Origin of the sequence: Neorhodopirellula pilleata, assembly GCF_007859915.1 — a bacterium.
GTDB lineage: Bacteria > Planctomycetota > Planctomycetia > Pirellulales > Pirellulaceae > Rhodopirellula > Rhodopirellula pilleata.
The window spans coordinates 193,302-206,149 of the sequence record NZ_SJPM01000006.1 but is presented as its reverse complement, the minus strand read 5'-3'; the positions used below and the strand labels follow the sequence as shown (position 1 = coordinate 206,149).

The 12,848-nt window shown below is 55.1% G+C and carries 11 protein-coding genes; 6 read left to right on the top strand and 5 right to left on the bottom strand.

Features of this window, described 5'->3' with window-relative positions; genetic code table 11:
- The first annotated feature begins 54 nt into the window (after window positions 1-54).
- From Pla100_RS15640 to Pla100_RS15625, 4 genes are read left to right on the top strand one after another with little or no spacing between them, the layout of a single operon-like run.
- A complete protein-coding gene (locus Pla100_RS15640; protein ID WP_146578636.1) occupies window positions 55-432 on the top strand; it encodes a VOC family protein in 378 nt (125 codons plus the stop codon).
- A 9-nt stretch (window positions 433-441) separates the two neighbouring features.
- A complete protein-coding gene (locus Pla100_RS15635) occupies window positions 442-915 on the top strand; it encodes a VOC family protein (RefSeq protein ID WP_146578635.1) in 474 nt (157 codons plus the stop codon).
- A 21-nt stretch (window positions 916-936) separates the two neighbouring features.
- Window positions 937-1,287: a YciI family protein gene (locus tag Pla100_RS15630; RefSeq protein ID WP_146578634.1), complete on the top strand. Its 351-nt coding sequence runs from the start codon at window positions 937-939 to the stop codon at window positions 1,285-1,287.
- Between the two features lie 7 nt (window positions 1,288-1,294).
- Window positions 1,295-2,527, top strand: a complete 1,233-nt coding sequence (locus Pla100_RS15625; RefSeq protein WP_146578633.1) for an RNA polymerase sigma factor — start codon at window positions 1,295-1,297, stop codon at window positions 2,525-2,527.
- A gap of 18 nt (window positions 2,528-2,545) precedes the next feature.
- Here the strand turns inward: Pla100_RS15625 and Pla100_RS15620 are convergent, their stop codons facing one another.
- From Pla100_RS15620 to Pla100_RS15605, 4 genes are all read right to left on the bottom strand, one after another.
- Window positions 2,546-3,742: a sialate O-acetylesterase gene (locus tag Pla100_RS15620; RefSeq protein WP_146578632.1), complete on the bottom strand. Its 1,197-nt coding sequence runs from the start codon at window positions 3,740-3,742 to the stop codon at window positions 2,546-2,548.
- Window positions 3,743-3,870: 128 nt separating this feature from the next.
- A complete protein-coding gene (locus Pla100_RS15615; RefSeq protein WP_146578631.1) occupies window positions 3,871-5,133 on the bottom strand; it encodes an FAD-binding oxidoreductase in 1,263 nt (420 codons plus the stop codon).
- A 24-nt stretch (window positions 5,134-5,157) separates the two neighbouring features.
- Window positions 5,158-8,286, bottom strand: coding sequence for an efflux RND transporter permease subunit (locus Pla100_RS15610; protein ID WP_146578630.1), 3,129 nt, complete (start codon window positions 8,284-8,286; stop codon window positions 5,158-5,160).
- Window positions 8,286-9,659, bottom strand: coding sequence for an efflux RND transporter periplasmic adaptor subunit (locus Pla100_RS15605; protein WP_146578629.1), 1,374 nt, complete (start codon window positions 9,657-9,659; stop codon window positions 8,286-8,288). Before Pla100_RS15605 ends, Pla100_RS15610 begins: the two co-directional genes overlap by 1 nt.
- An 869-nt stretch (window positions 9,660-10,528) precedes the next feature.
- Between Pla100_RS15605 and Pla100_RS15600 the strand changes: the two genes are divergently transcribed.
- Window positions 10,529-11,596, top strand: coding sequence for a sulfite exporter TauE/SafE family protein (locus tag Pla100_RS15600; protein ID WP_231603106.1), 1,068 nt, complete (start codon window positions 10,529-10,531; stop codon window positions 11,594-11,596).
- Window positions 11,597-11,737: 141 nt separating this feature from the next.
- Window positions 11,738-12,211 (top strand): DUF1579 domain-containing protein, encoded by a 474-nt coding sequence (locus Pla100_RS15595; protein ID WP_146578627.1) that lies wholly within the window; start codon window positions 11,738-11,740, stop codon window positions 12,209-12,211.
- Window positions 12,212-12,216: 5 nt separating this feature from the next.
- Here the strand turns inward: Pla100_RS15595 and Pla100_RS15590 are convergent, their stop codons facing one another.
- Window positions 12,217-12,762 carry a C40 family peptidase gene (locus Pla100_RS15590; RefSeq protein ID WP_231603105.1) on the bottom strand — a complete coding sequence of 182 codons (546 nt, stop codon included), beginning with the start codon at window positions 12,760-12,762 and terminating at the stop codon, window positions 12,217-12,219.
- Between the last annotated feature and the right edge of the window lie 86 nt (window positions 12,763-12,848).

Sequence of the window (12,848 nt, the reverse complement as noted above, 5' to 3'; positions counted from 1 at the left end):
AACAAGATCCACTACCCCCGCAAATTCAATCAATACTTTTGAGGAAACGAAATCATGAATCGCAATCCTGTCGGTTGGTTTGAAATCTATGTCCAAGACATGAAGCGTGCGAAAGCATTTTACGAAACCGTTCTTGCCGTCGAATTGACCGAGCTTGCATCGCCCGATCCCGAATTGGAAATGCAGGCGTTTCCGATGGACATGGAAGCCGGTGGGGCCTCCGGTGCGTTGGCGAGAATGGAAGGCTGCCCTTCGGGTGGAATGGGAACGCTCGTGTATTTCTCGTGCGAGGATTGTGCGACCGAGGCATCCCGCGTCGAAGCCGCAGGCGGAAAAATCTGCAAACCGAAAATGGCGATCGGTCAATACGGATTCATCGCCCTGGTATCGGACACCGAAGGAAACATGGTCGGTCTTCACTCGTTGCAATAGGTCGATCTCATGCAAATCAAACAACGAATTACGCCATTCTTTTCATACGCGGATCAGGCCGAACAGGCCGCCGAGTTCTACGTGTCGGTCATTCCTGATTCCAAGATCATCCGCAAAGTCCGAAACCCAGGTAATCAAGCCGTCCTCACGGTCGAGTTCGAATTGGCTGGCATGAAGTTCACTTCACTCAATGCAGGACAAGATTGGCAATTCACCGAAGCGTTTTCGCTAGCGATCCAGCGCGATACACAGGACGAACTGGATACGCTCTGGGATAATCTGATCGCCGACGGAGGATCCGAATTGGCGTGCGGTTGGCTCAAAGACAAGTTCGGAATGTGCTGGCAGGTCTGGCCCACGAAACTGCAGGATTGGTTTGAAGCCGACGATCCGGTCGCACTACAGCGAATGTTCGAGGCACTTTGGCAAATGAAAAAATTGGACATTGCGGCGTTGCAATGTGCGTATGATGGGCGCGATTGAAATTTTAGAAAAGGACACCTGGTGAAATACATTCTGTTGATCTATTCCGAAGAGGGAGTTTGGCCGCCTGATGAATTGGCTGTCGCTCGCGATGAGTCCGTGGGTGTGTGTCACAAACTAAACGATCAAGGGCAGTATCTCGGGGCGGCACCGCTGGAAGCGGCAAACACTGCGACTTGTGTTCGGGTTCGTGATGGCAACCTCGCTGTTTCAGACGGGCCGTACGCTGAAACGAAGGAACAGCTAGCGGGCTATTTTTTGATCGACGTGGCTGGTCTCGATGAAGCCATTGAAGTCGCGTCGCAGATCCCCGGTACAACGCGTGGGACGACCGAGATACGTTCGATCATCGAGCTGCCCGGGATGCCGTAGGGTCGCGATGGAATCCGAATACATCGAGCAACTCTACCGTAACGATTCGCGAAAAGTATTCGCAACGCTGATACGGCTGTTAGGCGACTTTGATCTTGCCGAAGAGGCGACCCATGATGCTTTTGCCGCTGCGATGCGGCAGTGGCCCGAGCAAGGCGTGCCGGACAATCCGGTCTCATGGCTGGTTTCGACCGGACGATTCAAGGCGGTCGATATGATGCGTCGCCGAGCACGCTTTCACGATCTGCAGCAGGATTTGGCTCGGCGCCTTGCTGAAATCGAATCGGCCAACTTGGCGATAGCGGGACAAGACATCGTCGACGACCGATTGCGTCTGATCTTTACGTGCTGTCACCCCGCGATCGATCCGAAAGTCCGGGTTCCACTAACCCTTCGTGAGGTATGCGGTCTGACGACGGATGAGATTGCACGTGCGTTTCTCATGACGTCGGCGACCATGGCACAACGCATCGTGCGTGGGAAAGCCAAGATCCGCGACGCTGGCATTCCCTACATCGTCCCATCATTGAACGATCTGCCGAGTCGCCTTGATCCGGTTTTGTCGGTCATTTACCTGATCTTTAACGAGGGCTACTCCGCATCGAGCGGCGATCGATTGACGCGAGTTGAGCTAACAAGCGAGGCCATTCGCTTAGCTCGTTTGTTAGTCGAGTTATTGCCCGACCCGGAAGTCATGGGATTGCTGGCGCTCATGTTGCTTCACGAATCACGCCGCGACGCAAGGCTGACGAAAGACGGAGACATTGTTCTGCTGGATGAACAGAATCGTGATTTGTGGAACCATGATTTGATTGCCGAAGGAAAAGGTTTGGTCGAACACTCATTACGTTCGGGAAGATTCGGAGTCTACACGATCCAAGCTGCCATCTCGGCTGTCCATGCCGAAGCAAGAGTCGCCACCGAAACCGATTGGGCACAGATCGTTGCACTGTACGACATTTTGCTATTGGCTGATCCTTCTCCGGTTGTTGAGCTCAATCGAGCCGTCGCGGTTGCGATGCGAGATGATGTGAAATCAGGCTTGACCATCATTGACGCCATCTTGCAACGAGGCGACCTGCGAGATTACTACTTGGCCCATTCGGCCCGTGGCGAGTTCCTGCGACGACTGGGAAAGCCGCGGGAAGCAAGAAAAGCGTTCGAGCACGCCCTGTCATTGGCCCAACAGCAGCCCGAACAGCGCTTCCTGAGAAAAAGAATCGAGTCACTTCAATCGTGACATCGCCGACCGCGTTTCCTATTGGTCGAGAAGTTTCAGGACGGCATCGGCGAATCCTTGACCGATTTGCGCCATAATCTTGGCCGAGCCGAGATAGTGATACTCGGCGTTGGAGACGCCGACTTGCAGGACCTTGAGTTCGTGCGGCGTCAATTCTTTTGAGATGGCGTCGTCTTGGATCTCTCGCAACTGTTGATTGGAAGGCTTTTCGGCGGCCACACGTTGCTTGATCGCTTGTCGAATACTCCCTTCGCGGGCGCGGAGACTTGACAATTCCGTGTCCCAGTAATTCTCGGTCAGCACCGCCGATACGTTGCCTTGAAAATCATCGAGCTTGGCGGGTGCCGCCATCGCGTCACGGAAGTTTTGGTGCGTCGATTGGTAACGTTTCTGTTCCGGTGCATAGGTTTCAATGGGACCGTTGACCCCCATCACGCCGATGACAAACGGAAGATCAGGTGATCCGAGGTCCTTCCTGACGTCACGAATGAAATGTGCGAGCAAATCGCTGTAGGCTTGGTACCCTCCCTGTTGATCACGATTCGGATAGACGCTTTGATCGACCATGTCGTTCCAACCTTGAAACCAAACCATGCCACCGAGTTGATAGCCTTGGCTTGCGTCATAAGCAGGATAGACACGTTTGATATCCGCCAGCACCTTCTCGACATGGTTCATCGTGAGTCGATAGTAGTGGCCGGTAGCCTTGTCTTTCTCTGCTCGAATCGTAGCAAGATCGCTTCCCTTCTTCTCAATCTGTTCAAGCTGTGCATTATTGAATTGATAGGGACCTGCGCTCGGTGGACGGAAATCGGTGTGGAGACTCTTGCCGCCCCACGCCGTTTTGATAATCAGAATGGGCTCGTTCAGTTTCTTCTGCACGGTGATGCCGAACATCAACTCGGGACCGATCTTATTCTCGTCCGCACCAAATCCGACTGTTAGGCGACCAGTTTTTTCGCCGTTAGTGGACAGTGATGAAATCCAAACGTTTTCGCAAACTCGCGGTGTTCCGTCGTTATTTTGTATTCGCTCGAGAAGCGGCGCGGTCTGCGGGTCCATGCCAATGTGTTCGAACGTTCGAACGTGAGCGTGGCCCTGCATGTTGGACTGGCCGACCAGGATGAACACTTTCAGCGGCTTCGCAGACGCATTGTTGCCAAATGCAATTGTCGAGATCGCCAATGCAATGCTGAAGATCTTAGAGGTTTTCATTCGTCGAGCGTCCATGGATGCCGCAGTGATTTGAGGAAGGAGGCGAGCATGAGAAAATGCTTGCGCCCCCTTTATACCTTTTCCAATGCCATCGGTGGAGATTCAGGTCACTCAATCAGCCGCAACGACTAAGCGTCGATGCTAACATCGCTTTCAGGTTGGGCAATGCACATGACGACCTCGTCGGCTTCGATTTCGCACGATGGTTCCTGATCGTATCGCACTTTACCTTTGAGTAATCCGCGAACGCACGAACCGCAACTTCCTGAGCGACAGGACGATTCGATCTCAACTCCCTCTTGCTCGGCAAAATCAAGGAGCGATTCTTGGGTTCCATTCCACGTTGATTCTTTACCGCTCGACTGGAAAGTGACTTGGTGCGTTACCAGTGATTTTGTTTGTCGGTCTGTTTCATCCGAGTTGATTCGTATGGCACCAACTCCTTTGGACGAACCACCGAACGATTCGTACTGCACCCGGGATGGTTCCACACCGCATTCGACTAAACCTTCGGCGATGCCGGACATAAAAGCGTCAGGACCGCAAATTCGAAAATCCGCATCAAGGGTTTTGAGTTGATCAAGTAGTTGAGCAGCATCGATCCGGCCGGGCCGATCGTGCGACGATTCGCACGTCGAATTCGCTTGACTGAACCATACATGCAGGCCGAACGAATTCTTTTTCGCATCAGCGAGCTTGGCGTGGATGCGACGAAGTAGCCCGAGAAACGGAGCATTGTCGGAATCGCGGAGCTGATAGAAAAGACGGATCGGCCTTGCCGGTGCGATTTCAAGGCTGTGCATCAACATCGATAGCATGGGTGTGATGCCGATCCCCGCCGCGATCAACACGAGCGGGCGATCGTGACGCTCGGTGCCGAGGTGAAATCGTCCGGCCGGAGCTTGTACGTCGATGAGGTCGCCGAGTTGGATTCGGTCATGCAGGATATTGCTGACCAAACCACCAGGCACACGTTTGACGGTGATGCGAAAATGAGGCTCACCCGGGCTGCTGGATAAGCTGTAGCAACGACTGGTCCGTCTGCCGGTTACCGGATCTTGAACACGCACGGTAATGAACTGACCGCCGAGAAAAGTGGGTAGCCCCAAACCGTCGAGCGGGCGAAACCGGAATGACCGGCAATCAGGCGACTCGTCATCAAGCCCGACGACTTCCATCGTTCGCCATCCCTTCCAACGAAAGTCGATCGGATCGATCTGAGCCAAATTCGGTTTGAACCGGTCGGACCGATCATGAGGCTTGGAAGCACGCGTCAGTTCGTCGCGGTCCGAACTTCCCCATGCGATATCTTCACGACGGGCAATGAATTCGGCAATCACGGGATAGCCGATCACACATCCGAGCAGCGATGCCAGTACAAACCAACTCAAGTCTTTGATCCAAAACGAAGAAACCTATCGAAGCTTCCCGAAATCTAGCTTGCGATTAGCCGTCCGTTCGGAAATCGTGCGAAACAAGACAAAGCACGGCGGCACGAATAACAACGCGAAAACGGTTGCCGCGATCATTCCGCCGACGACTGCGTTGCCGACGGCTTGACGACTCGCCGCACCCGCGCCACTGGCAAACAACAAGGGCAAGAATCCGAGAATCGACGAGAACGCCGTCATCAAGATCGCCCGAAAGCGAAGTTTCGCTGCGGACACGGCGGCTTCAACCACGCTCATCCCTGATCGACGTTGCTCGCTCGCGAACTCCACGATCAAGATCGCATTCTTACTCGCCAAAGCTACCAACAGCACGATGCCGATCTGAGTGTAAGTGTTGTTGTCGGCCCCACGCACCAATAACGCGAGTACGACACCCAGCGCCGCAAGCGGCACCACGGCGATCACCGATGCGGGACTCGTCCAACTTTCATACTGCGCCGCGAGCACCAAGAACACGAACAACACCGCCAAACCCAAGATCAAAGCTTGGCCACCCGATGCGATCTTTTCTTGATACGACATCCCTGTCCACTCATAACCGAATCCTGCCGGCAACTCTTCTCTCGCGGTTTGCTCCATCAGGCTGAGTGCTTCTCCGGAGCTGAAACCGACAGCAGCCGATCCGTTGATCGCGGCGGCGGGCGACAGGTTGTACCGCCTGACCACGGTGGGACCGACGGTATTGCGAACATCCACAATCGATGAAAGAGGGATCATCGTTCCATCGGGACCGCGCACATCGAGATTGCGGATATCCTCGACGCGACTACGAAACTCCGGCTCGGCTTGGGCACGAACTTGATACGAGCGATTCTGGAAAGTGAAGTCGTTAACGTAAGCCGATCCCAAATAAGCACTCAGTGTCTCGAAGACAGACGACAGCGGAATGTTCATCGACTTCACCTTGTCGCGGTCCACGTCGGCAAACAGTTGTGGCACGTTTGCTCGGAAGGTACTGCTGACCGATGCCAATCCCGTTTGGCCGCGGGCGGATTCGGCGAGGCTTTCGGCCGTTCGCTGCAACTCGGCGTAACCGTTGACGCCTCGGTCCAGCACCTCCATCTGAAACCCACCCGCCGCGCCGAGCCCGTCGATCGCGGGCGGAGTGAACGCGAACGCAACGGCTTCTTGCAGCGTCGCATACTCGGCTTGCAGGATTTGCCGGATCCCTTGCAAACTCTTTTCTCGCGTTTGACGTTGGTCCCAGGGCTCAAGCACCAAAACCGTCATGCCTTGGTTCGATCCCGCGAATCCGCCGAGCAGCGAAAATCCTGAAATCGTGACGGTATCCGCCACACCGGGCACGGTCTGGTAGAACCGATCGAGCCGATCCATCACCACTGCGGTGCGTTGTTGCGACGCGGCATCGGGTAATTGCACATTGACGAACAAATAACCCTGGTCTTCCTCGGGCACAAACCCCGTCGGGAGGCGCATCAGCGACCATCCCGTCAACGCCACCAAAACCACATAAGCGATCATTACCAGCGACAACATTCGCACCAACCGCGCGACCACGCTGCCATAGATTTCCGACACTTTGTCGAACACGGCGTTGAACCATCGAAATCCAACGAAAGACGTTTCTTTTGGGGCACGCAGCACGATACCGCACATCGCGGGGCTGAGCGTCAGCGCGTTGATCGTGCTGATAATCACCGCCGCCGAAATCGTCAGTGCGAATTGCTGGAACAATTGCCCCGTGATTCCAGGCATGAACGCGGTGGGCACAAAGACCGCCAGCAGCACGAGCGTCGTCGCGATCACCGGACCAGTGATCTCGCTCATCGCTTTGACCGCCGCGTCCTTGGGACTCAGTCCGTCGGCTAGGTGACGCGAGGCGTTTTCAACGACCACGATCGCGTCATCGACGACGATACCGATCGCCAGCACGACGCCGAATAGCGACAGCATGTTGAGCGAGAATCCGATCGCACTCATCGCCGCAAACGTTCCGATCAACGAAACAGGGATCGCCAAGACGGGCACGATCGTGGCACGCCAATCTTGCAAGAAGACGTAGATCACCAGCACCACCAACACGACGGCCACAAACAGCGTCGAGTAGACTTCGCTGATCGAAGCCTCCACAAACTTCGTCGTGTCGAACGGAACCGCGTACCGCATTCCCTCGGGCCAATCGTTCGACGCGGCCAGTTCCGCGAGCTTAGCTTGTATCAGCGATGCGGTGGTCAGTGCGTTGGCGCCCGGTAACTGATACACAGCCACCGCCGCCGACGGTTGGCCGTTGAAGGTCGAACGATAGTTGTAATCTTTTGCGCCCAACTCCACGCGAGCAACGTCGCGAACGTAGAGCGTGCTGCCGCTGCTTCCCGTCCGTAAGATAATGTTTCCGAACTGCTCTTGAGTGACCAAGCGACCGGCGGTATTGATCGAAAGTTGAAACGGAGTTCCGTCGGGTGCCGGTGATGCGCCGATCTGCCCTGCGGCCACTTGAACGTTTTGCTCGCGAATTGCGGCTACGACTTCGGCCGTTGTGATGCCGTGACGCTTGAGCAATCGCGGGTCGAGCCACACCCGCATGCTGTAGTCACCCGCACCGAAAACCTGGACCTCGCCCACTCCATCGATGCGGCTGAGCTGATCTTTGACCGTCAATCCGTAATTGCTCAGGAACAGATCACTCAACCCGCCGTCGGGCGAATAGAGCGAGATGAACTGCAGAATCTGAGTGGATTGCTTGCGCGTGGTAACGCCCTGTTGGCGAACCTCCTGAGGCAATCTCGATTCCGCGATCGCAACGCGGTTTTGAACCAGCACGGCGGCCATGTCCAAATCCGTTCCCAACGCGAACGTGATCGTTAGTGAGTAGCTGCCATCGTTGGAGCTATTCGAGGACATATACAGCATCCCTTCGACGCCGTTGATCTCCTGCTCAAGTGGCGTTGCGACCGTTTCGGCGATCGTCGACGCATTGGCGCCGGGATAATAAGCCGTGACCTTGACCGTAGGAGGAGCGATCTCCGGAAACTTGGCGACCGGCAAACCGCCGAAGGAGACCAACCCTGCGATCACGATGACGATCGAAATGACGGTGGCAAAGATCGGGCGATGGATGAAGAATCGTGACATTACTCGGCCACATCCTTTGCGTCCGCTTCGGTTGTGTCCGCTTCGGTTGTGTCCGCCTCGGTTGCGTCCACTTCGGTTGCGTCCACTTCGGTTGCGTCCGTCAACGAGGTGCGGAACGACGCCGGTAGTTCGGAAAGGTCTGCGTTCTTCACCACAGTTTGCACCTGAGCATCGGGTCTTGCACGCTGTAAACCTTCGATGATCACGCGATCGTCACCAGACAAGCCGTCCTCAACGACCGTCCAAGCTCCGTCTTGCTCGCCCACCTTCACGTCACGCCGCTGCACCAAGTTGTCTGGTCCCACCACGAAAACAAACGCGCCGACGCGGTCTTGCAACACGGCGCGGGCGGGGACGATCAACGCGTCAGGTTGTTTGGCGATGGGCATGCGGACGCGGACGAATAAACCAGGAAACAATTGGCCGCTGGGATTTTCAAAAATCGCTCGCAGGCTGGCCGTGCCCGTGGTTGCTTGGACGCCCTCCTGGTCGACGTAATTCAAGCGACCTTCGAACGGGAACCCGTCATCGGTTTCGCGACGAAGGAACACGGGAACGTTAGACCATTCTTCTTGCGACGAGCGACCTTGCCCCTTCAAGCCACGGGCCTTTCTTAATTCGAGCAATTGCCGGTCACTGATGCTAAAGTTTGCGTAGATGCGGCTGTCATCGACGACCGTGGCCAACTCGGTACCGTTGTCGACCAAGTTGCCGAGCTTGAGGTCCGTCTTGGTCACCTGCCCCGCGATCGGCGCGGTGACACGGGTGTAGCCGAGAGTAAGTTTCGCCTTCTCCAGATTCGCGAGAGTCTGCTTCAGCACCGCTTTGGCAGAATCGACGGCTGATCGCGCCGCAGTCACTGAGGCTTTGGCTGCTGCGTCGGCGGCGAAGGCTTGGTCATACTCGGCTTGCGACGACGCTTGTTTTTCACGCAAGAGTTTTTGGCGATCAACATCGCGTGAAGCGCGATCGGCTTCGGCTTGAGCGGTCAGCACCTGGGATTCGGCGACGCTGATCGAAGCTTCGGCTGCGGCGACTTCCGCCGTCATCGAATTGACGGTTGCTTGATACTCGTCGTCTTCGATTAGATACAGCAGCGTGTCGACGTCTACCTTTTGCCCCGCTTCGAACTCGATCGCTTCGATAAATCCGCGAACGCGAGCCCGTACTTGAGCTCTTCCGACGGCTTCGGTTTCGCCGTTTTGTTCGACGTAGCGAGTGATCGTCTGTTGGATCGGCAACATCACCGTCACACTCGGCGGCGGCGGTGCGACGAATTCGTTAGCCGGCCGCGAACAGCCGATCAGCGGCAACGTACAGACGAGCGCGATCACAAACGCCTTATTGCGAACCCACACAAATTCATTGGTCATCGAATAGGCCCATTCTCGATTGCTTCAGGAAGTATCGGAAACATTGGTTTCGTCTCGACGATTTCCATGGCGGGCCACCGTCGAATTGACATGTTGGTGCAGGCAAGAGCGACTTCCTCGTGAAGGAATTATAGCCACTGAAACAGACTGCTTCGCGACAGAAGGTCGCCATGATCCGCATCGCGGGGAATTCTACAATACTCATCAATATCGCACGACTGTCCGAGTTGAATCGCCGAGATGAGTCAGTAGATTGTTTGAGAATCGGTCAAGGACGGTCGATCGATCTTTCGAAAGATCGGGTTCGATCGTAGGTCTAGTGAAAGAAGCACCGCGAGCGGCCTGTTGGTTTAGTCCGAATCGAAACCCGACGCGCGAGTTTTGAAGTTGCGATTTTGCCTGTGGCATTGGTTTTTCGTAACTCGCTGCGTAAGCGAGGGATGAATCAATATCAATTATCCGTCGCTTACGCTTCGGGTTACGATTAAATCAACAGCCCACTAATGGCGGGTTCGCGGACACTGGTGTCTGCAAATGCCATTGGACCAGCGGCGTCGCACGAGCATCCCGGGGGCGGCAAAAGCAAACGTCACGCCCCTGAATTTGTTCGAACAAATGTCGTCTTGACGAGACTTTGTTTCTTGAACAGAATTTTTGGAATGAACAAGACCACCAAAACCGAGCACGCGAGTGCCGCACCGCTCGATTCACTTTCGCAAAAGGTCTTTTTGCTTCTTTGGAAGACGTACGATCATTCGAATGCATCAACGACACGTAGGGCATCTGAAGAAGCGAGAAAAAGTCCAACTGATTGATTTGCTAAGGATCGCAAGACGGCCCCATCAAGACGTCAGCGAGGGATGGCTATCGTGAGTGCCGCCGCCAATGCTCACGGCTTAACAGTTGCTCAACGACTGTTGATTTCTCTAGGGCGAATCAAGCTATTCTTGATTTGGCTAGCATGCTTTTATCTTGCTTGGCTGCTGATCGTCGTCCTAGGCGGACACTGGGACACCGTCGTCTCACATTGGCCGATCGCGTTGGCGATGTCATTCGGATCGTACATCGCCGGCTCGACCCCGATGGGTGGCGGGACCGTTGGTTTTCCTGTGCTGGTTTTGATCTTTGACATGCCTGGATCGTTGGGTCGCAACTTCGGCTTGGCGGTTCAATCGATCGGTATGGTTTCCGCTAGCATCTACATTCTAAACGCCCGCCGCCCATTGCACTGGCGATTGCTGGGGGCCGGCATGCTCGGTTCTCTCATCGGCACACCGTTCGGTGCCGCCTTCGTCGCGCCTTTCATTCCCGACTTGTGGGTCAAGTTGTTGTTCGGCGTTGTTTGGGCAAGCTTCGGCATCATGCACTTGGTCAAGCTCAAGGAATTGGTCGGTGCCGAAGGGATCACGCAGCATTGGCGTCGGTTTGACTGGCCGATCGGTCTGGGCGTTGGAATCATCGGTGGCATCGTAGCGTCGATTACCGGAGTAGGCATCGACATGATCATCTACGCGACGCTTGTACTTCTCTATCGGGCGGACTTGAAGATCTCGATTCCGACTTCGGTCTGTTTGATGGCATTCACATCGGTGATCGGGATCGTCGCCAATGTGCTGCTTTCAACGATCCGTCCGGACGTCTACAAGGTCGATCCTGAGGTCTTTGCAAACTGGCTCGCTGCGGCACCCGTCGTCGCGATCGGCGCTCCGCTGGGGGCGGTCGTTGTGGAACTGATCGCACGTAAGCCAACGTTGCTCATCGTTTCCGCACTTTGCATTTTGCAGTTTGTATGGACCCTCATTCATGAGCAGGTCAGCGGCACGACGTTTTTGGTAGCCATCTTGGCCGTTCTTGTGTGCAACGGCATCTTCCATGTGCTGTATTCACTCGGCCACAGCCCGGAAGTAGACAACAACGCGGACAATCGCATTGCCTAACTTTCGGTTTTCGATCACGCTTTTTGTCAGTCAGGTTTTTTTTGCGGGCGGTGTCGAGATCGCCGTTTCCAGATCGACCAATTTAGAATCGGCCATGTTTTATGCCTTCGATCTAACAAATCTTAAAAGGAGAATCGAAAAATGTTCGCGAAACCCCAATCAGAACATCAGTGGCTGGACCAGCTTTTGGGCCAGTGGAAACTCGTGCATGAGTGCCAAACGCCCGAGTTCGGCAAGTCGATCACTGAGGGTAGCATGACCTGTCGGTCGCTCGGAGGCATGTGGCTGATCTGTGAAAGCACCGGCGAGTCGCCAGACGGAGATTCCTGGTCCTCGATCATGACGCTCGGTTTTGATGTCACCCAAAACCAGTTTGTCGGAACATTCATTGGCTCAATGATGACCAATATCTGGCCGTACCATGGTGTTCTTGACGCAACTGGAAAACGTTTGCCACTCAATTCCGAAGGGCCTGCGTTCGATGGAAAGGGTACATGCCTTTATCGTGACACCATCGAAATCGTCGACCCCGACCACTGGCTCTTCTCGAGTGAATTTCAGTCCGATGAAGGCCCTTGGGTGCAGTTCATGAGTGGCAAACACACGCGAAGCTAACGTGATCAGTGATCATGATCGCCGTGCGATTCTTCCTTGAAATCGCCTGAGTAGGGAGTTCCGTCAATGACGCCGACGATCGTACCGGCGTACTCCTGAACAACCCCGAGTTTCTCATGAGTGCCGACAAACCGTGATGACTTGCCTTCCGGGTCGCTGTCCTGGGGAGCTGCCGTTAGGGTAACCTGCATCACCGGATCGCTGATGCTCAGGTCGATGGATTCCGCGTCGATCGGAACGGGCGACTTTTCGTCGGCACCAAGGACATAGACAGTGCCTTCTTGCTTGTCATGGTCGACGGTAAATTCGACGTGATACTTGCCACCGCCCCAGTCGGCGACGGTTCCGTCATGCGGGCCTGCGCCGTGGGCTCCGTGGGCGGCATGTTCGCTACCATCGGCGTGCACATGGGCGTCTTCGGAATGGGCGTCGTCGGAATGGGCGGGCGCGTCGGGAGTGGAGGGAGGTGTCATTGCTTTTTCTTGGCAGCCGCAAAAAGTGAGTACGTTGGCGGCGACAAAGAGAGTGAACATCGAAGTTGAGAGTTTCATAATCGTTTCCTGTAGAAGTGTTGAATTCATTTTGGGTGGTTCGAGTATTGTTCGGGACCCCGATCATCCCGTTGTTTTTTGATTGT

Bases quoted from the DNA above. Each gene is read 5' to 3' on its own strand.
- Pla100_RS15590 (WP_231603105.1), bottom strand. From the start codon at position 12,762: ATGAAACTCTCAACTTCGATGTTCACTCTCTTTGTCGCCGCCAACGTA.
- Pla100_RS15605 (WP_146578629.1), bottom strand. From the start codon at position 9,659: ATGACCAATGAATTTGTGTGGGTTCGCAATAAGGCGTTTGTGATCGCG.
- Pla100_RS15620 (WP_146578632.1), bottom strand. From the start codon at position 3,742: ATGAAAACCTCTAAGATCTTCAGCATTGCATTGGCGATCTCGACAATT.
- Pla100_RS15625 (WP_146578633.1), top strand. From the start codon at position 1,295: ATGGAATCCGAATACATCGAGCAACTCTACCGTAACGATTCGCGAAAA.
- Pla100_RS15640 (WP_146578636.1), top strand. From the start codon at position 55: ATGAATCGCAATCCTGTCGGTTGGTTTGAAATCTATGTCCAAGACATG.
- Pla100_RS15635 (WP_146578635.1), top strand. From the start codon at position 442: ATGCAAATCAAACAACGAATTACGCCATTCTTTTCATACGCGGATCAG.
- Pla100_RS15610 (WP_146578630.1), bottom strand. From the start codon at position 8,286: ATGTCACGATTCTTCATCCATCGCCCGATCTTTGCCACCGTCATTTCG.
- Pla100_RS15595 (WP_146578627.1), top strand. From the start codon at position 11,738: ATGTTCGCGAAACCCCAATCAGAACATCAGTGGCTGGACCAGCTTTTG.